The organism is Streptomyces sp. S465 (assembly GCF_026898115.1).
GTDB lineage: Bacteria > Actinomycetota > Actinomycetes > Streptomycetales > Streptomycetaceae > Streptomyces > Streptomyces luomodiensis.
Genome location: NZ_CP114036.1, coordinates 2,915,457 through 2,937,012 on the forward strand (window position 1 = coordinate 2,915,457; position 21,556 = coordinate 2,937,012).

General features: G+C 70.2%; 21 protein-coding genes, 1 tRNA gene and 3 pseudogenes. 14 read left to right on the forward strand and 11 right to left on the reverse strand.

Features of this window, described 5'->3' with window-relative positions:
- Positions 1 to 35 precede the first annotated feature (35 nt).
- Positions 36 to 734, forward strand: a complete 699-nt coding sequence (locus N6H00_RS12610; protein ID WP_268971747.1) for a lytic transglycosylase domain-containing protein — start codon at positions 36 to 38, stop codon at positions 732 to 734.
- Here N6H00_RS12610 and N6H00_RS12615 read toward each other — a convergent pair.
- The gene (locus N6H00_RS12615; RefSeq protein ID WP_268971748.1) at positions 718 to 1,500 is read right to left on the reverse strand and encodes an alpha/beta fold hydrolase; all 783 of its coding nucleotides are present in this window, start codon (positions 1,498 to 1,500) and stop codon (positions 718 to 720) included. The genes N6H00_RS12610 and N6H00_RS12615 overlap by 17 nt on opposite strands.
- 521 nt (positions 1,501 to 2,021) lie before the next feature.
- Between N6H00_RS12615 and N6H00_RS12620 the strand changes: the two genes are divergently transcribed.
- Positions 2,022 to 2,588 carry a helix-turn-helix domain-containing protein gene (locus tag N6H00_RS12620; protein WP_268971749.1) on the forward strand — a complete coding sequence of 189 codons (567 nt, stop codon included), beginning with the start codon at positions 2,022 to 2,024 and terminating at the stop codon, positions 2,586 to 2,588.
- A gap of 39 nt (positions 2,589 to 2,627) precedes the next feature.
- Here N6H00_RS12620 and N6H00_RS12625 read toward each other — a convergent pair whose 3' ends face one another.
- From N6H00_RS12625 to N6H00_RS12635, 3 genes are all read right to left on the reverse strand, one after another.
- Complete coding sequence (locus N6H00_RS12625; protein WP_268971750.1) at positions 2,628 to 3,233, reverse strand: ClpP family protease; 606 nt, start codon at positions 3,231 to 3,233, stop codon at positions 2,628 to 2,630.
- Position 3,234: 1 nt separating this feature from the next.
- On the reverse strand, positions 3,235 to 3,897 hold the full coding sequence (locus N6H00_RS12630; protein WP_268971751.1) for a ClpP family protease: 663 nt from the start codon (positions 3,895 to 3,897) through the stop codon (positions 3,235 to 3,237).
- A 191-nt stretch (positions 3,898 to 4,088) separates the two neighbouring features.
- Complete coding sequence (locus N6H00_RS12635; protein ID WP_268976943.1) at positions 4,089 to 5,210, reverse strand: MFS transporter; 1,122 nt, start codon at positions 5,208 to 5,210, stop codon at positions 4,089 to 4,091.
- 250 nt (positions 5,211 to 5,460) lie between these two features.
- On the opposite strand from N6H00_RS12635, the gene N6H00_RS12640 reads away from it, so the two are divergent.
- Positions 5,461 to 6,069 (forward strand): TetR/AcrR family transcriptional regulator, encoded by a 609-nt coding sequence (locus tag N6H00_RS12640; protein WP_268971752.1) that lies wholly within the window; start codon positions 5,461 to 5,463, stop codon positions 6,067 to 6,069.
- A 58-nt stretch (positions 6,070 to 6,127) separates the two neighbouring features.
- On the opposite strand, the gene N6H00_RS12645 is transcribed toward N6H00_RS12640, so the two are convergent.
- A complete protein-coding gene (locus N6H00_RS12645; RefSeq protein WP_268971753.1) occupies positions 6,128 to 6,718 on the reverse strand; it encodes a TetR/AcrR family transcriptional regulator in 591 nt (196 codons plus the stop codon).
- A 133-nt stretch (positions 6,719 to 6,851) separates the two neighbouring features.
- Here N6H00_RS12645 and N6H00_RS12650 point away from each other — a divergent pair, with 133 nt between their 5' ends.
- Positions 6,852 to 7,502 (forward strand): peroxiredoxin-like family protein, encoded by a 651-nt coding sequence (locus N6H00_RS12650; protein WP_268971755.1) that lies wholly within the window; start codon positions 6,852 to 6,854, stop codon positions 7,500 to 7,502.
- Between the two features lie 74 nt (positions 7,503 to 7,576).
- Here N6H00_RS12650 and N6H00_RS12655 read toward each other — a convergent pair whose 3' ends face one another.
- Together N6H00_RS12655 and N6H00_RS12660 are read right to left on the reverse strand one after the other, a co-directional pair.
- Positions 7,577 to 9,028: an amidase gene (locus N6H00_RS12655; RefSeq protein ID WP_268971756.1), complete on the reverse strand. Its 1,452-nt coding sequence runs from the start codon at positions 9,026 to 9,028 to the stop codon at positions 7,577 to 7,579.
- Positions 9,029 to 9,232: 204 nt separating this feature from the next.
- A pseudogene (locus N6H00_RS12660) lies at positions 9,233 to 9,449 on the reverse strand (hypothetical protein); the annotation flags it as partial.
- 181 nt (positions 9,450 to 9,630) lie between these two features.
- On the opposite strand from N6H00_RS12660, the gene N6H00_RS12665 reads away from it, so the two are divergent.
- Both N6H00_RS12665 and N6H00_RS12670 read left to right on the forward strand, forming a co-directional pair.
- On the forward strand, positions 9,631 to 10,479 hold the full coding sequence (locus N6H00_RS12665) for an oxidoreductase (protein ID WP_268971757.1): 849 nt from the start codon (positions 9,631 to 9,633) through the stop codon (positions 10,477 to 10,479).
- Positions 10,479 to 11,093 carry a TetR/AcrR family transcriptional regulator gene (locus N6H00_RS12670; RefSeq protein ID WP_268971758.1) on the forward strand — a complete coding sequence of 205 codons (615 nt, stop codon included), beginning with the start codon at positions 10,479 to 10,481 and terminating at the stop codon, positions 11,091 to 11,093. Before N6H00_RS12665 ends, N6H00_RS12670 begins: the two co-directional genes overlap by 1 nt.
- A gap of 283 nt (positions 11,094 to 11,376) precedes the next feature.
- On the opposite strand, the pseudogene N6H00_RS12675 reads toward N6H00_RS12670, so the two are convergent.
- Positions 11,377 to 11,863: pseudogene (locus tag N6H00_RS12675) on the reverse strand (hypothetical protein).
- Positions 11,864 to 12,016: 153 nt separating this feature from the next.
- On the opposite strand from N6H00_RS12675, the gene N6H00_RS12680 reads away from it, so the two are divergent.
- A complete protein-coding gene (locus N6H00_RS12680) occupies positions 12,017 to 12,310 on the forward strand; it encodes a hypothetical protein (RefSeq protein WP_268971759.1) in 294 nt (97 codons plus the stop codon).
- The gene (locus N6H00_RS12685) at positions 12,307 to 13,434 is read left to right on the forward strand and encodes a methyltransferase domain-containing protein (protein WP_268971760.1); all 1,128 of its coding nucleotides are present in this window, start codon (positions 12,307 to 12,309) and stop codon (positions 13,432 to 13,434) included. The genes N6H00_RS12680 and N6H00_RS12685 overlap by 4 nt, the downstream gene beginning before the upstream one ends.
- A gap of 71 nt (positions 13,435 to 13,505) precedes the next feature.
- Here N6H00_RS12685 and N6H00_RS12690 read toward each other — a convergent pair whose 3' ends face one another.
- Positions 13,506 to 13,922: a hypothetical protein gene (locus tag N6H00_RS12690; protein ID WP_268971761.1), complete on the reverse strand. Its 417-nt coding sequence runs from the start codon at positions 13,920 to 13,922 to the stop codon at positions 13,506 to 13,508.
- Between the two features lie 303 nt (positions 13,923 to 14,225).
- On the opposite strand from N6H00_RS12690, the gene N6H00_RS12695 reads away from it, so the two are divergent.
- From N6H00_RS12695 to N6H00_RS12720, 6 genes and pseudogenes are all read left to right on the forward strand, one after another.
- Positions 14,226 to 15,257: an XRE family transcriptional regulator gene (locus tag N6H00_RS12695; RefSeq protein ID WP_268971762.1), complete on the forward strand. Its 1,032-nt coding sequence runs from the start codon at positions 14,226 to 14,228 to the stop codon at positions 15,255 to 15,257.
- Between the two features lie 251 nt (positions 15,258 to 15,508).
- Positions 15,509 to 16,720 (forward strand): helix-turn-helix domain-containing protein, encoded by a 1,212-nt coding sequence (locus N6H00_RS12700; protein ID WP_268971763.1) that lies wholly within the window; start codon positions 15,509 to 15,511, stop codon positions 16,718 to 16,720.
- 113 nt (positions 16,721 to 16,833) lie between these two features.
- Positions 16,834 to 17,421: a hypothetical protein gene (locus N6H00_RS12705; RefSeq protein WP_268971764.1), complete on the forward strand. Its 588-nt coding sequence runs from the start codon at positions 16,834 to 16,836 to the stop codon at positions 17,419 to 17,421.
- Positions 17,418 to 17,762: a hypothetical protein gene (locus N6H00_RS12710; protein ID WP_268971765.1), complete on the forward strand. Its 345-nt coding sequence runs from the start codon at positions 17,418 to 17,420 to the stop codon at positions 17,760 to 17,762. Before N6H00_RS12705 ends, N6H00_RS12710 begins: the two co-directional genes overlap by 4 nt.
- Before the next feature lie 430 nt (positions 17,763 to 18,192).
- A complete protein-coding gene (locus N6H00_RS12715; protein ID WP_268971766.1) occupies positions 18,193 to 18,567 on the forward strand; it encodes a methyltransferase domain-containing protein in 375 nt (124 codons plus the stop codon).
- A gap of 373 nt (positions 18,568 to 18,940) precedes the next feature.
- Positions 18,941 to 20,593: pseudogene (locus N6H00_RS12720) on the forward strand (IS1182 family transposase).
- A gap of 35 nt (positions 20,594 to 20,628) precedes the next feature.
- Here the strand turns inward: N6H00_RS12720 and N6H00_RS12725 are convergent.
- Both N6H00_RS12725 and N6H00_RS12730 read right to left on the reverse strand, forming a co-directional pair.
- The gene (locus tag N6H00_RS12725; protein WP_268971767.1) at positions 20,629 to 21,129 is read right to left on the reverse strand and encodes a hypothetical protein; all 501 of its coding nucleotides are present in this window, start codon (positions 21,127 to 21,129) and stop codon (positions 20,629 to 20,631) included.
- 337 nt (positions 21,130 to 21,466) lie between these two features.
- Positions 21,467 to 21,538: transfer RNA gene (locus N6H00_RS12730), tRNA-Val, on the reverse strand.
- Between the last annotated feature and the right edge of the window lie 18 nt (positions 21,539 to 21,556).

Below are 21,556 nucleotides of genomic sequence, written 5' to 3' on the forward strand. Positions count from 1 at the left end.
CCCTGCATGCGTAACCCCTCCGTGCCGGTTCCGGCATGCTGACCCGCGCCGCCGGGCTGGTCGCGGCGTTCATCGCCGGCCTCGCGCTGGTTGTCGCCGCGGTCCTCGTCGTACGGCATCTCACCGCACCCTCGAAGCCCGAGCTGCCGGTGATCCCCGAGAGCCGGCGCCCCGCCCTGGAGGCGGCGGCCCGCGTCTGTGCCCCGCTCAGCGTTCCGCTGCTGGCTGCCCAGATCGACGCGGAGAGCGGCTGGCGCCCGCACGCGGACTCCGGACATGCCCAGGGCATCTCGCAGTTCGCGCCGGTCACCTGGAAGGAGTGGGGCCAGGACGGCGACGGCGACGGCAAGGCCGACGTCTGGGAGCCCCGCGACGCCATCCCCTCCCAGGCCCGCTACATGTGCCATCTGTACGACGTGGTCAAGGCGGTCCCGGGCAGCGAGACCAGCGTCGGGGCGACCCGGCTCGCGCTCGCGGCGTACAACGCCGGGCCGAACGCGGTGCTCCGGGCGCGCGGCATCCCGAAGATCCTCGAAACCGAGGAATATGTCGACAAAATCATGAAGGATCTGCTGCCCAAGTACCGGAAGAGCGAGGAGAAGTACCGGACGAGCGAGGCGAAGCGCACCGGCCGCGCCTCCGCCTCGCCGTCCGTCCCGTCCTCCGCCTCGCCCTCCACGGATCCGTCCGCGCCCGCCTCCGGCGACTCACCGGCGGCTACGCGTCAGCCGTGATGAAGTCCTCCACGGCCCGTACGAGTTCCAGCGGTGCCTCGTCGGCGGGGTAGTGCCCGGCGTACGGCAGCTCCAGCAGCTCGGCGTTGACGTACCAGCGCAGCCAGGTCCGCCGCATCAGCTCCGCCGTGAGCGCCGGGTCATGGGCGCCGACCACGACCCGGACCGGCACCTGGGCGCCCGTGATGTCCTCGTGGAAGTCCTCCAGCGCCCAGGAGTCCAGCCAGGCGCGGAGCGCCTTGGGGTCGCTGTGCTCCAGTGAGTGCCGCACCATCAGGTCCAGCCAGGCGGCCGGGTGGCGGCCGCCGGTGGTGAGGTCGATGATCGTCCGTCGGTTCTCCGGGCGGTCGGCGGCCGCCGCGAACAACTGCCACTGCTCGCCCTCCATCGGCATCCCGCTGGCCGGCACCGGCGCGACCCCGACCAGCCGGCGGACCCGCTCCGGTGCGGCCGCCACGACGCGCTGGACGACGGCCCCGCCCATCGAGTGGCCGACGAGCGAGAACCGCTCCCAGCCGAGGTGATCGGCGAGCGCGAGCAGATCGCCCCCGGCCTCGCCGGTGGTGTACGCGCCGGGGACGTCGCGCGCCTCGCCGTAGCCGCGCAGATCGGGAAGTACATAGGTGAACGCGCGCCGGTCGATGTGCGGCAGCATCGCGGCGTACGCGGCGCGGTCCGCGAACCAGCCGTGCACCGCCATCACATGGTGCGGCCCTTCGCCGACGGTCTCATACGGTGGAACGAGGGGTGGAACGATGGGTCCCATGGCACCTCCGGTCCCAGTCGAGTACGGGCGCGCGGCGCGTGCCCGTGGGGGACAACGGTGACGGCTCCGGCGGAGGCTGGGCAAGCCCGGTGCGCATATGCGTGCGCGCGGCACGAGCCAGGTTCCAGGGACGGTGCGCGGGGTTCGCCATATCGCCGCTGCGATGGAGCGGCTGATTGGCTGTCTGTTGGGGGGCGGCCTGCGGGGCCGTCTGCGGGGCTGAACTGCGGGGCTGCCTGCGGGTGCGATCTGTGGGGGCGATCTGTGGGACGGCCTGCGGGGTGGGCCCGTACCGCAGACGGGGGCCGGGCCCGCGCTGTCGGGCCCGGCCCCCGCCGTGTCCGAGCGCGCAAGCAGCCCAGCAAGCGTGAACAAGGACAGCCATACGGTAGGGCCCGGCACTGACATTCAGCCGTGGAGCGCGGTCGAGCGGGCCCGGTTCGCCTCGAACCCATGAGCGATTCGCCAAGGGCAGAACGCCGCGCCCTTCCCGTCGGGCTCGGCGCTCCTACGCTGAGGGGGTGAACAGCCACGCGTCGAACCGAGCCCGCGTCATTCAATTGCGTCCGGCCGCCGCGGACCCGGCGCCCCAGGCGGGAGCCACCGCCGGAGCCGAGGCCCCGGCCGCCCCTACCGTGCCCGCTGTCCCTACCGTGCCCGCTGTCCCGGCCGGCCGGGAGCGGACCGGCACGGAGCCGGTGAGGGAACCCCTCTGGCGGGACGTCATCGGCAGCGTTCTGCGGCGTGAGCGCCTCGCCCAGCAGCGCACGCTCAAGGACGTGGCCGAGGCGGCCCGTATCTCGATGCCGTACCTCTCGGAGCTCGAGCGCGGCCGTAAGGAGGCCTCGTCCGAGGTTCTCGCGGCCGCCGCCCGCGCGCTCGGCCTCGGCCTGGCCGACCTTCTCGCCATGGCCCAGGGCGAGTTGATCCGCCTCGTCTCCGGTCCGCGACGGCGCGACGGCGCGAGGGTGTCCGTCACCTCCCTCACGTCCGTCACGTCCGTCACCTCCGTCACGTCCGTCAGCTCCGGCGCGGACCGCGGGTCCCGGCCCACGGGGCGGCAGGGCGACGTACGCCTCGCGGCCTGAGACGGCGGCGACGGCGGTCTGAGACGGCGGGGCCCGGTTTCACAACCCCCTGGCCATCCGCCGGTTCAGCACCTCGTCGGCGAGCCCGTACGCCACCGCCTCCCGCGCCGTGAAGACCTTGTCGCGGTCCATATCGGCGCGGAGGGTGGCGGTGTCATGAGGCGTGTGGCGTGCGAGCACCTCCTCGACCTGGGCGCGGATCCGGAGCATCTCCTTGGCCTGGAGGCTGAGGTCCGAGACGGTCCCCTGCCGGCCGCCGCTCACCGGCTGTCCCAGCAGCACCCGGGCGTGCTCCAGCACGAACCGCCGCCCGGGGTCTCCCCCGGCCAGCAGCACCGCGGCGGTCGAGGCCGCCTGCCCCACACAGAACGTCGAGATGGGCGCGGACACGAACGTCATCGTGTCGTAGATCGCCATCAGCGAGGTGAACGAGCCGCCCGGTGAGTTGATGTAGATCGCGATCTCCTGCTCCGGGCTCGACGATTCAAGGTGGAGCAGTTGCGCGATGACGACGTTCGCGACGCCGTCGTCGATCTCCGTGCCGAGGAAGATGATCCGCTCGGACAGCAGCCGGCTGTAGATGTCGTACGCCCGCTCCCCCTGCGTGGTGCGCTCGACGACGGTCGGAATCGTGTACTGCCCCATGTCAGATCCCCATCCTGCGCCGCGAACCGGCCGGCCGTACATCCGCCAGCGACTCCACCACCCGGTCGACCATTCCGTATTCCTTCGCCTGTTCCGGAGTGAACCAGCGGTCGCGGTCTCCGTCGCGGGAAATCGTCTCCGGGCTCTGTCCGGTGTGCTCCGCCGTGATGCGTTCGATGGAGCGCTTCGTGAATTCGAGATTCTCGGCCTGAATCGCGATATCGGCCACGCTCCCTCCGATACCGGCCGACGGCTGATGCATCATGATGCGGGAATTCGGCAGGGCGTAACGCTTTCCCGCCGTGCCGACGGTGAGCAGGAACTGCCCCATACTCGCGGCGAATCCCATGACGAGCGTGGACACGTCGTTCGGGATCAGCCGCATGGTGTCGTAGATCGCGAGTCCCGCCGTCACCGAACCGCCCGGACTGTTGATGTAGAGGCTGATATCCGTCCGTGAGTCCTCGGCCGACAGCAGCAGCAGCTGGGCGCAGACCCGGTTCGCGGACACCTCGTCCACCTGGGTCCCGAGAAAGACGATGCGCTGGGTCAGCAATTGCGCGGCCAGATGATCGTCGAACCGCGTCGGAGCCGTGTCCCCCTCCGCGGCCCGCGGAACGGATGCCGGTGCCGCCGATTCCCAGCCGGTGGTGAACCTTTCCATCGGACCTCCCTGTGAGTACCGCGGCCCTCACTGCCGCGGTCCTTCCACCATCGGCCCGATTCCGGTGCCGGAGAGGAATTCTCGGCCCGCGGCAGATTCGCCCATGGCAGAGCTCGGGTCCTCGATGGTCAGCCGACTCGACCGGCTGTGGCGCGCGGCCGGTGCTGACCCGGCCGTGGGGCGCGACGGGCTCACCGCCCGGCCGGGAAGGCCGCGCGTCGGCCGCAGCCGACCGTGACCAGGGCGAGGAGCGCGAGCCCGATCATCCCGGCGGGGAGAACCGATGCGCCGATGCCGTCGACGACGAGGGCACCGAGAGCGCCACCCGCGAAGATCGCCAGGTTGAAGGACGTCGTGAGCAGCGCGTTCGCCACGTCGCCGTTCTCGCCCGCGGCTTCTCCCATGGCCGTCTGAAGGTGCGTCGCCGCGCCGCCGAAGGCGATGCCCCACAGGACGATCGCGAGGAGCGCGAGCACCGTGGACCGCTGGGCCAGCAGGAACGTCGCGCCGGAGACGATGAACAGGCTCACGCTCACCAGGGTGAGCCGGCGCAGCGCGTGGTCGATGTACACCCCGGTGATCCAGATCCCGCCGAGCGCAGCGACGCCGAAGACGACGAGCGCCAGGTCGGGCCGGAGTGCGAGATGCGTCTGCCGCAGGTAGGGGGCGATGTAGGTGTAGAGCAGGTTGTGCGCGAGCATCCAGACGAAGACGGCCAGGAGGATGGTCGCCACGCCCGGAATGCCCAGCACCCGGGCGAGCGGAACCCGTGTCCGCGCGCGCTGCCCCGGAACGTCGGGCACGAGGAACTGCGCGAAGATCATGACGACGGCGGTGAGCAGGGACATCGCGGCGAAGGCCCAGCGCCATCCGGCCGCCGAACCGAGCCAGGCCCCGAGGGGCGTCCCCGCCGAGAGCGCGACCGGGGTTCCGGTCATGGCGATGGCGAGGGCGCGGCCCGCCTGTTCCGGCGCGGCGATGCGCCGGGCGTATCCGGCGAGCATGCCCCACAGCAGCCCGGAGAAGGCTCCCGCGACGAAGCGGGCGCCGAGTGCGACGGGGAGCGAGGGCGCCAGGGTGGTGACGGTGTTGGCGACCAGGAATCCGAGCAGCCCGGCCCGGAGGAGCGGCTTCCGCCGGGCCCCACGGGTCAGCATGATCGCGGGTATCGCCGCGAGGACCGTCCCGATCGCGTAGGCGCTCACGAGCTGGCCGGCTCCGCCCTCGGACACGCCGAGTCCGCCGGCGAGCTGCGGGAGCAGCCCGGCCGGCATCGTCTCGGTCATGATCACGATGAACCCGGTGCACGCCATCACGACCAGGGCCGGAACGGGAAGCGGCTCGCCTGAGCGGGCGGGCGCCGGGACGGTAGCGGGGTCGGACGCTGGATCGGAAGCCGGGCCGGGGACCGGGTCGGAAGCCGCGCCGGAAGCCGGGCTGGGGAACGTCGAGGCCATCGAAAGTACTCCTCCACCAATTACGGATCGATCGATCCGATATTGACGAGCCATGACGCCGTCCGTCAAACTGGACCAGTCATTCCGAAAATGAAGGAGACCCGCCGTGTCACCCGTCGGCCGCCCCCGCGCCTTCGACCTGGAGGCCGTTCTGGAAGCCGCGATGCTGCTGTTCTGGGAGCAGGGCTACGAAGCGACCTCGCTCGCGCAGCTGCGCGAGGCCACAGGACTGTCCTCGGCCAGCCTGTACGGGGCCTTCGGCTCGAAGGACGGCTTGTTCGAACGCGCCGTGCAGCACTACATCTCCGGACCGGGCAGCATCACCGACGTCGCCGCCGACGAGGCGCTGAGCCCCAGGGAGGCCATCGCGCGCCTTCTGCACGGATCGATCGACATGCAGACCGACCCGTCCCACCCCCGCGGCTGCCTCATCGCCCTCTCGGGCACACTCGGCGCGCCGGACTCGGGAGAGGCGGCGCGGAAGGTGGTGGCGGCCCGGCGGGCGGTGGACCGAGCGCGCATCCGAGAGTGCGTCGTCCGCGGCATCGCGTCGGGAGACCTCGCCGAGGACACCGACGTGGACGGCACCACCTCGATGATCCACGGCTTCCTGCTCGGCATCTCGACGCAGGTGTGCGACGGCGTCCCGGCCCAGGACCTGCACACCGCGGCCGACACGCTGCTCGCCACCTGGGGCGAGCCGGGCCGGGACTGACGCCCCGACAGCACAACGGCCAACCCGAGATCGGCGGCTGCCGGACCAGGGACGGGGCCTACGGTCGGCCGATCGCCCGCAACGCCGTGGCCACCGTCGCGCGCAGCGCCTCCGCGTCGGCGCCCGCGCGGGAACGCAGGTTCACGCCGTAGGCGAGCAGCGCCAGCAGTTCGGCCGTCGCGCCCGGGTCGGTGCCGGGGGCGAGTTCTCCCCGGGTCCCGGCCGTGACGAGCCTCGCGTGCAGCGCGTCCCGCAGTTGCCGGTGGTTCTGGTCGAGCAGGGCGCGGACGTCGGGGTCGCCGTTCTCGGTGCCGGCGTGCGCGTTGGAGAGCAGGCAGCCCCAGCCGGCCCGCTCGCCCGAACAGCGCACGTCGATCAGCCCGTCGAAGAAGTCGACGACGGCCGGAAGTCCGCGCTCGTCCGTCGCCAGTCGGCCGAACGCGGGCCGGGCGTACCGGTCCAGGTAGCGGCGCAGCGCGGCGAGATACAGCTCCCGCTTCCCGCCGAAGGTGGCGTAGAGGCTGGAGCGGTTCACTCCCGTCGCGGTCACGATGTCCTGGATCCCGGTCGAGGCCATGCCCTGCCGCCAGAACAGCCGCACCGCGCTCTCCAGGGCCACATCCGGGTCGAAGTGTTTGACGTCCGGCATCTCTCGCTCTGTCCCTCTGGAAACGACGTGGCCAAGATACTCCGGCCCGGTGCCTCCCGGAGGTCTGACGCTGATATCTTGGAACAGTCGTTCCGAGATCTGTGAGCACGCCACGAACGAGAGGACCGCCACCGTGACCGCCCTCAACGCCGAACTGCGCGCCTTCTACGCATCCCTTCAGAAGGAGATCCCCGCCGAGGCCCGGCAGCTGATGGAGCGAGCCGGGCAGGAGCTCGCCGACTCCGGCCAGGCCGACCGGTCCCTCGCCGTCGGCGATCCCGCTCCCCGCTTCCGGCTGCCCTCCGCCACCGGCGCGACGGTGGCGCTGGACGACCTCCTCGCCCAAGGGCCGGTGGTCCTGACCTTCTACCGCGGCGCCTGGTGCCCGTACTGCAACATCGCCCTGCGCTCCCTCCAGCGGCACCACTCCGACATCGCCGCGCGCGGCGCGCGGCTCGTGGCCGTCTCACCGCAGATCCCGGACGAGTCCCTCACGCTCAGCGAGAAGCACGGTCTCGTCTTCGACGTGCTCAGCGACATCGGTTCCGACACCGCCAAGCAGTACGGCATCGCCTTCGACCTGCCCGACTATCTCGCCGACCTCTACGACGAGATCGGGTTCGACCTCCAGCGCGTCAACCACGGCCACCGGCGCACCCTGCCGTTGCCCGCGACGTACGTCATCGACCGCGCCGGCACGATCCGCTGGGCCTTCGTCGACACCGACTACACCACCCGCGCGGAGCCGGCCGACATCCTCGCGGCCCTGGACACGCTCGGCTGACCGCGTCGGACGCCTCGTCCTCGACCTCGGCCTGGTCCTCGACCTGGTCCTCGACGGGCACCCGGTCGTACGCCCTACCGCGGTGCCTGGAAGCCGCCGATCCTCCGCTCGAGCAGTTCGGCCAGCCGCAGCGGGGTGCGGTCCTCGAACATCGGGCCGATGAGCTGCACTCCCACCGGCAGGCCGTCGGGCGACAGGCCCGCTGGTACGGCGGTGGCGGGCAGGCCGGGCATGGTGGCCAGACCGGCCCAGACCAGCTGGTCGAGGTACGGGTACTCGACACCGTCGATGTCGATCCGGCGTTCCAACAGATCGGGGGTGTGGTCGTGCGGGAACGCGGGAGTCGGCGTGATCGGGCACACCACGGCGTCGAACTCGGCGAAGAGCCGCCGCCAGCCATGACGGTGGAGCTCGCGACGGCTGTTGGCCTCCATCCAGTCGCGGTGGCTGAACACCGCGCCGCGCAGCCGCGCCGCACCGAGACTCCGGTCGTCCGCGCTCAGTCCGGCGGCGCGGGTCCGCAGCCGCTCGTACGCTTCGACGGGAAAACGCGCGGCGGAGCTCGAAAACAGCAACTGCGTGTAGAGCGTCGCGGCTTCGGTCAGATCGGGCAGCAGCGGAGTGCGGCGTTCGACGCGGGCGCCGCCGTCGGCAAGCGCGTCGGCCACCCGGTTCACGCCCGCCCGCACAGCGGACCCGGTCGGAAGGAGCGGATGCTCGTCGAGGACCAGGACCCGGAAGTCGCGGAGCCGCTCGTGGCGCGCGGGCGGCAGCGTCACCTCATGCGCCACACCGAGCGTCAGCGGGTCCGGTCCCGCCATCACATCGAGCAGGAGCGCGAGGTCGCGGGCAGCGCGCGCCATCGGACCGACGACGGCGAGGTCAAGGTCTTCCGGCAAGGCCGGCGCGGGCGGCGGGACCATACCGCGGTTCGCCGCCAGCCCGAGTGTCGGCTTGTGTGCGTAGACACCGCAGAAATGTGCCGGGGTGCGCAACGAACCGCCGATGTCGGAGCCGATGGACAGCGCGCCGAACCCGGACGCCAGGGCCGCCGCCGACCCGCCGGAGGACCCACCCGGCGTACGACCGTGATCCCACGGGTTATTGGTGGTGCCGTAGATCTCGTTGAAGGTCTGCACATCTTGCAGCCCCAAGGGCACATTCGTCTTACCGAGCACCACCGCGCCCGCGGCCTTCAGCCGCGACACCTGCACCGCGTCCTCGGCCGGCATGTGGTTCCGGTGCAGCGGCACGCCCCAGGTCGTGGGCAGCCCCGCGACGTTGTAGGACTCCTTGACCGTCACCGGAACGCCGAGCAGCGGCCGGTCCTCACCACGGGCGCGCGCCTGGTCGGCACCGCGCGCGGCGGCCCGCGCACGGTCGAAGTCCGGCACACAGATCGCGTTGATGGCCTTGTCCTCCCGCTCGATACGGGCGATCGCCTCATCGGTCAGTTCCGCCGAGCTCACCTCACCGGCGCGCAAGGCAGCCGCGAGTCTTTCGGCCGTCTGAAAACTCCACTCCATGAATCCGACCGTACTGACCCCTGGAACAGGCCATAAAATGCCGCTTCGCACAACGAAATGGCCGCCCCCATTTCGCCCGGCCGCCGGCGACGGCGACACGCGGCGGGACCGGTGCCGGCCGCCTTCCGAAGGTCGATGAGTCCGCCGGGGCTGTCCACGGCCGGCTGAGACCGCACCCGCTCCCCGCAGGCCAAGGCCCCTCGCCTACGAGCGGGACGCGCCGTCCGGCCACACGACATCCACGACCCGCTTCCTCCACCACGTCCGCCGTCCCGCCACCCTCGCCCGTGGGAGGCTGCCCGTTCCACACGGCCACGAGACGATCGGCCCACCGCAGCAGCACGGCGTTCGCCGCTTCGTACGCCTGACGGTTCGCCGTGGCGCGCGGCATCACCAGCACCTCGTCCGCCGCGTCCACGACGGCAGGCGAGTGGCAGATTGCCGCTGATCAGGCCCCGCATCTTCTCTCAGGCCCTCGCCGGGTGTCCCTGTGATGGCCGTGAGCGCTACCAGAATCGACGCGGTAACGATAAAAATCGACACTGTGTAGACTTTGGTGAAGGGAGCGACCCTGCTCCTCGCAAGACCTCTCTGGAGGAACAATGGACAAGCGGAACTGGCTCATCACCGGCGTCAGCACGGGCCTGGGGCGCGCTTTCGCGCAGGCAGCCCTGGCCGCAGGGCACACCGTCGTCGGCACCGTCCGTTCCGAGGAGGACCTGCGGGCCTTCGAAGAGCTCAGGCCCGGCCATGCTCACGGCCGTATCCTGGACGTGACGGACGGTGACGCCGTCTCCGGCGTGGTCGCGGAGGTCGAGCGGAGCGTCGGCCCTCTGGACGTCGTTGTCGCCAACGCCGGCTACGGCCTGGAGGGAACCTTCGAGGAAACCCCGCTGGCCGAGGTGCGGCGGCAGTTCGAGGTGAACGTGTTCGGGGCGGTGGCCACCCTTCAGGCGGCGCTGCCTCACATGCGTCGGCGCCGCCGCGGACACCTGATGGCCGTCACCTCCATGGGCGGGCTGATGGCCGTGCCCGGCATGTCCGCCTACTGCGGCAGCAAGTTCGCCCTGGAGGGCATCCTGGAGGCGCTGGGCAAGGAAGTCGCGCAGTTCGGGATCCATGTGACGGCGATCGAGCCCGGCTCCTTCCGCACCGACTGGGCCGGACGGTCCATGACACGCGCCGCGCGGACCGTCGACGACTACGACGAGCTGTTCACCCCCATCCGCGAGGCGCGGCAGAAGGCCAGCGGGAACCAGCTGGGCAATCCGGCCAAGGCCGGGGAAGCGGTCGTGCACATCACGTCGGTCGAGCAGCCGCCGGCCCACCTCGTCCTGGGCTCGGACGCGCTGCGGCTGGTCACCGCCGCGCGCACGGCCGTGGACGAGGACATCCGCGCGTGGGAGGCGCTCTCCCGGACGACCGACTTCGCCGAGGGCGCTCAGCTGTGATGTCCGGCCACCGCCCCGCGCGCGGCCGTCGCACCACCGAGCGCAAGGGGGATGTCCGGGAGCGGGCCATCCTTGACACCTGCGAGGCCTTGCTGGCGCACAAGGGCTACGACGCCATGACCGTCGGCGACGTAGCCCAGGGCGCCGGTATCACACGTGGTGCCCTGTACTTCTACTTCGGCTCCAAGCAAGAAGTGGTCACGGCACTCGTGGCCCGGACCGTCGAGCATCTGTGGGAGCGGTCCCGGGTCACCGCGCAGACGGACGAGCCGCGTCAGGCCATCGCGGCGGCCATGCAGCGCACGGTCGAGCTGTGGAATGAGCACGGCCTGGTCATGCGCACGGCGATCGACCTGTCGTTGACCGTTCCGGAGATCGGCGAGCTGTGGAACCACACGGCTGACCTGTTCATCGCGGCCATCACCGCTGTCCTGGAACGCGCCGGCATCCAGGCCGGCACCGCACCGGACCAGGCCTCGGCGATGGCACGCGCCCTGTGCTGGATGATCGAGCGGTCCTTCTACCACGCCTCACAGGAATCCCGCGAGAAGCTCCAAGAGGCGTCGGCGACATGCGAACACATCTGGCTGACCAGCGCCGGCCTGATCACGTGAGGTGTCTGCCATGGACGCGGTGAGACGCTGAACGCCCGTGTCGGGCCTTGCTCCCCGTGAGGTGGACACCTGTGCGCGTCGGTGATGCGGCGAGGGGGCTGGTGACCAGATGCTGTTCGTGGGCGATCGCAGCCCCAACTCCTCACCCCAGGGCCGCCGCCGGCCTGCCCTCGGGGGGCGCGCGGCCCGGCGGGTACGGCGTCCCGGGCGGTCAGGTCCAGGCCGAGGCGTCTGTACGGCCGGATGAGATCGCACCCGCTCCCCACCGGCCAAGGCCCCTGACCTACGAGCGGGACGCGCCGTCCGGCCACACGACATCACACGGGTACCCCTGCCTCTCGCGCTTCCTCCACCACGTCCGCCGTCCCGCCACCCTTGCCCGTGGGAGGCTGCCCGTTCCACACGGCCACGAGACGATCGGCCCGCCGCAGCAGCACGGCGTTCGCCGCTTCGTACGCCTGGCGGTTCGCCGTGGCGCGCGGCATCACCAGCACCTCGTCCGCCGCGTCCACGAGCCGGTCGAAGGTTTCGGCGTGGTCCGGTTTCACCTTCACCTGCCGGTAGTCCTCCGAGGGGATCACCACAGCCAGGCGCCCGCCCGCTGACAGGACCGCATCCGCGAAGATGCTGTCGCTGCCCTTCGCGATGCACGACACTCCTACCAGGCTGGAGGGCTCATAGGCGGCGAGGACCTTGTCCAGCTCCGCTCGCACCAGCGGCACCGACTCGTCGGTGAGGTCCATGTGCCCGGTGACAGCGATCGTCGTCATGGCGCCTTCCTCGTCATACGGTCAGCAAACTCCGGATGCTACCGCGCACATCGGCCACGGCCCGGGGGACATCGTCGCCCACTGTGTAGGGGTACAGCGTGCCAGTTGTGCGCGCACGCGGGCGGAGCGAAGGCCGGACGCGACATTGACGGCGTGTTGCGAGTGGTCGGCCACGCGGGCTCCGACGCCTCCCGCATCGACTTCCGGACCGACTACGACAACCTGACGTACAAGCCGTGCGAGGTACCCAAGCACATCGCCGCAGGCGTCCACATGCTGACGTACGCCTGTCGACTCCACTACGTCGCCCTGGACTTCCTCGTTGACCCACAAGGGCACTGGCACCTGGTCGACGTCAACCCGAACGGACAGTGGGCATTCATCCCCGACCTGCGCACGCCCATCACCCGAGCACTCGCTGACCTACTGGAGAGGGCCACACCGTGATCACCGAAGCACCATCAGCAGACGAGCTGCGCCACCACATGGCCGACCAACTGGTAAGAGCCGGGCACATCCGGTCCAAGCCGTGGCGCGCCGCCTTCCTCAGTGTCCCCCGCCACGAGTTCGTCCCCGACTTCACCATCCGGGCGCAGGGCAGCCTGCACCGGTACAGCCAGGGAGACCCCGCATGGCTGGCCGCGGCCTACCAGGACGCCTCCCTGCTGACCCAGTTCGACCAGGACGGCACCGCCACCAGCTCGTCCACACAGCCCTCCCTCATGGCCCAGATGCTCGAAGCCCTCGACGCCCGCGACGGGGACACGGTGCTGGAAATCGGCGCGGGCACCGGATACAACGCCGCCCTGCTGTCCCATCGCCTCGGTGCCGCCAACGTCGTAACGGTCGACGTCGATCCCGACCTGGTGGCCACCGCGCAAACCCGCCTGCGGAAGGCCGGCTACGAGCCCACCCTCATCGCGGGGGACGGGATGGCCGGCTACCCGGAGCGCGCACCGTACGATCGGCTGCTGGCGACCTGCGGAGTCCGCCGGATCCCGACCCCCTGGCGGGAGCAACTCCGCCCCGGCGGGGTCATCGTGGCCAACATCGGCTGCGCCATCGCCCGCCTGGAGGTCACGGCCGACCACTCCGCCTGCGGCTGCTTACTCCCCGGCCTCGCCACCTTCATCACAGCCCGGCCGACCCCCGACACCGTGGGCACCACCGCGAAGCGACTCGTGCAGCCGCTGCTGACGTGGTCCGGCGAGACACGGGAGATCACCGTCCCGGCGAGCCTGGACGTGCCGGTCGTGCAGCTGCTGTCCTCGCTGGCACACCCTGCGGTGACCGACTTCACTCTGGTCGACGAGGAAGGCCGGCAGATCCGGTGCCTGTACGACCCGGACACCTCGTCGTGGGCGCGGATCACCTTGACCGGAGTGACGAGCGCTCGGCTCGACCACAGGGGACCCCGTGATCTGTGGGCCGAGCGGGAACCGCTGCTCACCCAGTGGCGGGATGCCGGGCGGCCGGGGCACGAGCGCTACGGCCTCACCGTCGCTCCGGACGGCGCGCATTCGCTGTGGCTGGACCAGCCGGATGGCGTGAGTCGGCAACTGCCGGACTAGCGGGGGACGGCGGCGGCAAGGCCCCGAGCCTGGCCAATGCAGCCTCGGGGCCGGCCGTATGTCCGGCTGTCTCAGGTGGCGATGGTGAGGATCGCCGAGCCGGTGTACTGGTGCGCCGCGTTCTCGGCGTACAGCCGGAAGTAGAACGTCCGGCCCGCGGCCAGCTGGAACGTGAACGAGTTGCCGGTCAGCAGCGGTCCCGACACCCGGATGAAGCACGGACCGTCGGCGGTCGAGGGCCCGCCGCAGGACCCCTCGCGGTAGCCGGTCGTCACCGTGTCGGTCGGGTCCTTCGGGTCCCAGGTGACGGTCACCTGCTCGGTGGCCGCGTCATAGCTGTACGTCAGGCCGGTGGGCGCGGGCGCCGGCGCGGTTTGGGTGGTACCGGTCGGCGCCGCTACCGCCGGGACGGCAGTCGCTCCCCCCGCTGCCGCCAGTGCGATGGCCACCGCAGCCGCACGGCAGGCGATCCGTACTCGATCTCGCATGTCCCCCTCCAGGATGTTGATCGACTCGAACGGCGGGAGGGTACGAGCGCCGACCCACTGCCTGGATGACGGGCAGTGGGCGAGGGGATGGCGAACAGCTGAACACCCAGACCGGCTGGCCCCGCACCTGCTCGGCCGTCCCGGGAGACCTGCGCGTTCCGCCGGTTCGCGACCGCACTCGGAATCCCGTCCCAAGACCTCGGCCTCACCGAACCGCCTCGACACAGTGCGACAACTGGCCCCTATCCGAGCCTCCCTGCGCCTACGGTGGGGATTCCCGGGCACGAGGACGGTGAGGACGCGGTGAAGCGCAGGAAACTGCTCGCGAACCTGACGATCACAGCAGCGGCAGCCGCCGTCGTCCCCATCACCGGCACCGGCCACAGCAGCGCCGCCGAGGCCCGACCAGGGGAACTCCTCGTCACCGGACTGCGGGATGCGATGCTCGGCCTCGGCCCGCTCGGCGCGCCCCTCTCTCCGGACCACTTGCCTGGCGAACTGGCGCGGGCCGTCGCACACTTCAACGCCTCCAGCTACGGCAGCCTCGCCGTCCGCCTCCCACGCCTCATCCGGGCCGGGCACCAGGCCGGCGCCGAGTACCACGCCGTCCTCGCGCGCTTCTACCTCCTGGCCACCCGCGCCCTCATCAAGCTCGACGAACCGCAGCTCGGATGGATGGCCGCCGACCGCGCCCGCCGGCTCGCCCTGGCCGGGGGCGCCCCACTCGACGTCGCCGAGGCCGCCCGGCAACAGGCCGTGCTGGCCCGCCAGGCCGGATGGCATGACCAATCCCTCACCCTCGCCCTGGCCGCCGCCGATGACCCCGCACTCCGCGAGGCCGGGAACATCGGCATCGCCCAGCGCGGCCTGCTCATCCAGTGCGCCGCGTACACCGTCGCCCACCAGCGCGACCAGGAAGGCATGCGCCGGCTCACCAAGGAGGCCGCCGCCATCGCCGACGAACTCGGCGGCATCACCCACCTGCGAGACACCGCCGGCGGCTTCAACCGCGCCACCGTCCAGCTGCATCTGATCTCGGCGGAGTACAAGGCCGGCGACCCGTCAGCCGCCATCGCCGCCGACGCCCTTCACCCCATGACGCTGCCCACCGTCGAGCGCCGCGCCCTCTACTGGACCGACCGGGCCACCGCTTACGCCCAGTGGGGCCGCCGGGACCAGTGCATCGACGCGCTCCTGGAAGCCGAACGCTGCGCGGCTGAAGAGACCCACGCCCGCCCCGCGGTCAAGGCCATGCTGAACGGCCTACTCGTCTCCGGACGCACCACACCCGAGCTCCGCGGTCTCGCTGCTCGCGCCGGCGTCCTCCCCGCGTAGGTGGCGGCGGCACCGACCTCCAGCACGGGTGCGCCACGGCCGGAGCCGACGGACGGCCCGAGCACGCCAGCTGCCTTTGCTCCCGACCGCCGACGACTCTGAAACGCCTCGCCCCTCTGGCCTCGGACCGGGGGGCTTTCGTCGTGTCAAGGAAGCGCGACGGCCCCCACCGGAATGGGGGCCGATCAGCCGTACCGGCGGAGCCGACCGCGGGTACCGTTCTGAGTGTCGAAGTCAGAACGGAGTTCAGCATGCCATACGGCAACGACGGACACACCGGCGGAATTGGACGGCGCATCGCCGAACTACGCGCCGTCCGCGGCTACTCACTACGACAGCTGGGGCAACGCTCGCACGTCTCCGCTTCGATGCTCTCGATGATCGAGAAAGGGGACCGGAACGCCAGCGAGGAGATCGTGGCCGCAGTCGCCCGCGCCCTTGACGTAGGCGTCTCCAACCTGCGCGGCCAGCCCTACCGCGAGCAGCTGCAACAGGACCGCATCGACCGCATGATCGAGCCGCTCGGCGGGGCCCTCGACAACTGGGACCTCGACCCCGACCCGGCCGCACCCCCACCGCGGCCGCTCGGCGAGCTACGCGCCGCCGTGACAGAGACAGTCCAGATGCGAGCAGCCGCAAACCTGGGCGGACTCGCCGAAAAGCTGCCATCCCTCATCGCCGAGATCCTCCACGCCATTCACCTCCAGGACCGTCCCGGGCGCGCACGCGAAGAGCTGCACGGGCTCCAGGCCGAGGCCGCCCGCGGCGTATGGCGGGTGGCGTACCGAGTCGGGGAGATGCATCTCGCCCGACTCGCGCTGTCCCGGATGGCGCAGGCCGCGGCTCAGTCCGGCGACCCGCGGCAGGTGGCGGTCGAGCGCTGGATGCGCGCACAGACCAGCGTGGAGAGCGGCCGACCTGGCATCGACACCGGGCTTCGGCTGGTGAACCACGCGCTCAAGGAGCTAGACGATGACGGCTCCCCTGGCACCCGGGCGGTGCGCGGAGCGCTGTATCTGAAGGGCTCCATTCTCGCGTCCCGCCGAGGGGACAAGGACGGCTCCGACGCGTGGCTGGACGAAGCGCGCGGGATGGCGCAGCAGACGGGCGAGACGCGCGCCTACGAGCTGACGTTCGGGCCGACGAACGTGGAACTACACGCAGTTGCCGCGGCGGCGGACAGGGACAAGCACGGGCTGGCGCTGAAGCGTGCGGCCAAGGTGGAGATCCCGGAGGACTACCCGCCGGGCCGGGCCGGGCACTTCTACATCGATCTGGCGAGGGCCCAGGTGTGGACTGCCCGCCACGAAGAGGCGTTCGCGTCCCTGGTCAAGGCCCGGGAGACGGCGCCGCAGATGACGCGGCATCACCCGCAGGTGCACGAAACAGCAGCGGCGTTGCGTAGAGCACGTGCGAAGGTACCTGACCCGTTGCGCGAGTTCTCCCTGTGGTGCGGCGTGTAGCGCGTCGATCACCCTAAGTCAAGGACCCTGGCGTTCACAGTCTGTGGACACCAGGGTCTTGCTGCGTAGGCACGATGTGACGGTCAGCACACAGACCGCGCATGGAGCCGACCATGACGACCCGTACCCTGCCGTGGACACCGCCACCTGCTGTTGATGTCGAGGCGTTACCCGCCGGCAAATGGTGGGACGCCGTGCGGGCCGCACCCGTCGTCGGCGAACGCGCCCTCACGACGCTCGGTGACAAGACCGGCGCGGTGATCCAAGACCAGGGCGGCACCTTCTACTGGCTCGTCGCCGTGGGCTCGGCGACGAGCTGGAACCTGCGGCAGGTCCGCGTCCTCACCCGACTCACCGACGAACGCACCTACCTCGGCGTACCCCCCGCCTCCTGGACGAAGGGCCCCAAGACCCACTGGCGCGTACCCCTCGGCCCCAACCGCTACCTGACACACCCCTGGAAGCTGTGGGAAGCCCTGGCCGAAGCCGACCGCGCCGAGTACGGACGCAGGCCCAAGGGGCGCCAACTCTGCTACCACTGCCAGCTCCCCACCGACGAACCCATCCCGATCGAGGTGAAGAAAAGGGGCATGACCGTCAGCATGTACGCCTGCCCCAACCACGCCCCGCTCTACCCCACAGTCCAGCACCCCCGAACCCTCACCAGCGCAACCGCAGCCGAGCACGAGGGCCGCCGATGAAGGCGCACCAGCTGGCCACCACGACCCCGGGCCCGGCCGGCATCGACCCGACCGCCCTCACCCACGAACAACTCCAAGGCTGGCGCTGCGCCCTGTGCTGCGCGCTGCTCACCGGAGACCGCCCGCTCGGCACGGTCACCATCGGCGAGGGCCCCACACTCACCACCTACCCCCTGTGGGCGTGCAACCCCAACTGCGCCACGGAGAGCGCGTGGCGCGCGGCCATCACGCATGCCGCGGGCTGCCAGGCATGCAGGACGGGTGAGTGCGAGACCGGCCAGCGCCTCCTGGACACCTACTCAACAGCCATCCGGCAGGAGCACGCGAGAGGCGCCGGATGAGGCACTGTCGACAGCCTCCCGCCGAACGAGCGGCGCTGCTCGCCTTCCGAGCCGCCCGGATGGGCCTGCTGCTCAGCGCGATCCCCGCGCTGCCGGCGTTCGCGGTCCACCTCTGCGTGGCCGGGGCCCCAGCCCGATAGATCGGGTGGGCCGCTGGTGTTCCGAGCCCCCGTACCGGAAACGACGGCACCAGCGGCCCACCCTCCAAGACCCCCTGCCAGTCAGTAGCCGAGGAGCGGCCACGACAAGGCAGGGGCCGTGGGGCCTGGCAGGCCAGACCACCAGGCCAGGCGCCACCCCAGCAAGGCCAGACCAGGTCATCCGACATAGGAGGCAATGTGACCGTCACCGTAGAACGGCCGCTCGGCACCGCCACCGACCCCAGGAAGCTCCTCAGCACAGATCTCCTCAACCGGCTCGCTGCCGCATCGTGAAGGACCACGATGTCGCGCTGCCGCTGACCCACCGCACGCACACCTTCGACGCGGTGTTCTCCGTCTTCGGCGCGGTGTGGTTCACCGACCCTGCCCGCCTGCTGCCGGCGATTCATGAGCGCCTCCGTCCGGGCGGCGTGCTGGCCTTCTCCCAGCGCCCACCCGTCGAGGGCTGCTATGGCTGTCAGGCGTCGTACATCGCCAGGTCCGAGGACGAGGACTCGCTGGTGGTGAAGCGGTGGGATTACGAACCACCGAGCTGGACGCAGATCCTGCGCGAGCACGGGTTCACCGACGCGACCGCGCGGGTGCTGCCTGCACCAGCTGGCTCTCGGAAGATCGGCACCATGCTCGTCCGCGCCACAGCCTGAGCCTGCCCACGGCCCCGCCCGTGCGTCGCCCCCGTGGCGCGCGGGCGGGGCCTCGCTCCGTCGATCTTCCGCCCCTGTTCTGCTGCGCGTATCGCGTACGCGCCGGTAGTCGCTGACCGAGTCGGCACCTAGTTGGGCACTGCACGGACCAGCATGGCTCAAGGACCATCCTGCCGTTCTCGACAGGACTGATCGTCTTGTTGTCGATCCCGGCCCGCGTGCCCAACTGCATCTGCGTGAGCCTTACGTTTCTACATACAGGCGCCCCCGCCGACAAACCGACGCTGTTGGTGAATCCTGGGGCGAGCGTGACGTCGGCCTTCATGACCCGTTGTGGTCATGAAGGCCGACGTTGTTTTTGGGGAGGGTGTCGGTGTCGTTGCACTCCAGGAAGGTCGACGGGGTTCCTGAGGAGACGGCCCGGGTGGCACGGGCTGCGTTCCCGAAGGGCAGCCTGGCAATGCGGATCCGTGACGAGTTGGGCGAACTGTTCTCGGACGCGGACTTCGCCGGGCTGTATCCGAGCGGGGGGAAGCCGGCGTGGTCGCCGAGCAGGCTGGCGTTGGTGTCGGTCATGCAGTGCGCCGAGGGTCTGTCGGACCGGCAGACCGCGGACGCGGTGCGAGGCCGGCTGGACTGGAAGTACTTGCTGGGGCTGGAGCTGGCCGATCCTGGTTTTGACCACTGGGTGCTCACCGAGTTCAGGGACCGGCTGATCGCGGGAGAAGCCGGGATCCAGCTCCTGGACCGGGTTCTTGAGGCCGCCGCGGAGCGCGGCTTGCTCAAGGCCGGTGGTCGTGCGCGCACGGACTCCACGTTCGTGCTGTCCGCCGCGCGGCAGATCAACGGGCTGGTGCGGCTCGGTGAAACCCTGCGGGCCGCGTTGAACAGCGTGGCGGCCCACGAGCCGGATTGGCTGGCTGGGTGGGTTCCGCCTGAATGGTTCGACCGGTACGCGATCCGGTTCGAGGACACCCGGCTGCCAAAGGGGAAGGCCAAGCAGACCGAGCTGATCGAGCAGATCGGAGCCCATGGGCTGAGACTGCTTGCCGCCCTGCACGCGCCCGACGCCCCCGCGTCCCTACGGCTGCTCGGCCGGGTCCAGACCCTTCGGAGGATGTGGATTCAGCAGTACTTCGTCGATAACGGACATGTTCGTCGCAGAGACCTCAAGGACCGGCAGCCGGGCGCGGAGCGGCTGGTCACGCCCTACGACACCGACTCGCGGGGCAGCGTGAAGCGTGGTGTTTTCTGGGACGGCTACAAGGTCCACCTCACCGAGACCTGCGAGCCGGACCGTCCGAACCTGATCACCCACGTCGCCACGACCGACTCCACGGTCCAAGATGTGCGGCTGGTCGCCCCGATCCACGCCCACCTCGCCGAGCGCGACCTTCTGCCCGAGTGCCACCTGGTCGACGCGGGCTACGCGACAGCCAGGGAAGTCACCGCTCGCCGGAAGCACAAAGTGAACCTGATGGGTCCGATCCTCGCCTCTACCAGCTGGCAGACCAGGGACGGCGACTTCTCCCAGGCCGACTTCGCCGTCGACTGGGTGAACCGGCAGGTGATCTGTCCCAACGGCGCGATCAGCAGTCGTTGGATCGAAGACCGCTCCCAGGAGGGGACAGCCGTGGTCCGGGCGCGCTTCCCGACGGCTGCTTGCCGTCCCTGCAAGTCCCGAGAGCAGTGCACCCGCTCCAACAGCAAGTGGGACATGGGCCGTCGGATCACCCTCCGCCCATAAGCGGAGTATGAGGCGATCCAGCAGGCACGAGCCCAGGAAGACACTCAGGAGTGGAGAGAGCAGTACGCACACCGGGCTGGTGTCGAAGGCACCATCTCCCAAGGTGTTCGAGCCTTCGGTCTGCGGCAATGCCGGTATCACGGCCTGGCCAAGACGCGGCTACAGCATCAGCTCACCGCAGCCGCGATGAACTTCCACCGCCTCAATGCATGGTGGACCGACACCCCAAGAGCCCGCACTCGCACGTCGCACCTGGCAGCCCTCCGGCCTGCCCAGTAGAACGCGGCAGGCCTGCGTCCAACGCAGGCTGGCCCTCAGTCCCACAAGTTGAAGAGTGTTGCACCAAGGGTCTCCGGCCGCCAGTGCTTGATCTGACGCCACTCCGCCGCAGACAGAGCAGAGGTGTCCGACTCCGCCAGCGGTGACAGGAGCTGTGCTGCGCTCAAGACGACAAAGCCGGCCTCCCTGAGGACGGTGGCCCAAGTGGGAGGTTCCTGGAACTCGTCGGTGTACCAGAAGCGCCTGTCACCAACGAAGGCAATCAGCGGGTAGTGAGTGTGGAACAGCGCGACGTGCGCGCCGTTCCGATCGCTGATCGTGGCGCTGTGGAAGTTCTGCGGGTACTCCTGCTCCGTGAAGTCCTCGACCTGCCCGCCCGCAGCCCGCGCCGCGGCATAACAGGCGGCACGGCATGCCCTGGGGTCAGTACTCGGTACGGGCGGGTCACTCCAGTCGCGAAACCCGGTTACACCCCGCTCCAAGCGGAAGGTGACCTGCGAGTCCTCCACCTTCACCCCTCCGAGCAGGCCGTTCACTGTGATGGCACAAGCCTAGTGATCACCAACCTCCGTTGGCACAGGAACTTCGCCAACAGTGTCACAAACCCGGCGGGGCGCTCTCCCATGGTGTGAACCTCCCCGTTCAACGACCACGGGTCTGCTGAGGCAGGAATCGGCGACGCCGGATTGGGAGCAGCGCCACCCCTCGAGGGTCTCACTGTATGAAATCCGTACCCCTATCACACAGGGTTACCCCGTTGCACAGCGTGATCCTTTGGGGGTGTGGCATCTATGTGGCATCCAGACGAAAACGGCCCCTCAACCCGGAGGGATTAAGGGGCCGAACCGCACTCTCACCTGCGGTCAGTCACTGTGGGCGCAGACGGGTTCGAACCGCCGACATCTGCCTTGTAAGGGCAGCGCTCTACCGCTGAGCTATGCGCCCCTGGGGAGCTGTCAGCCT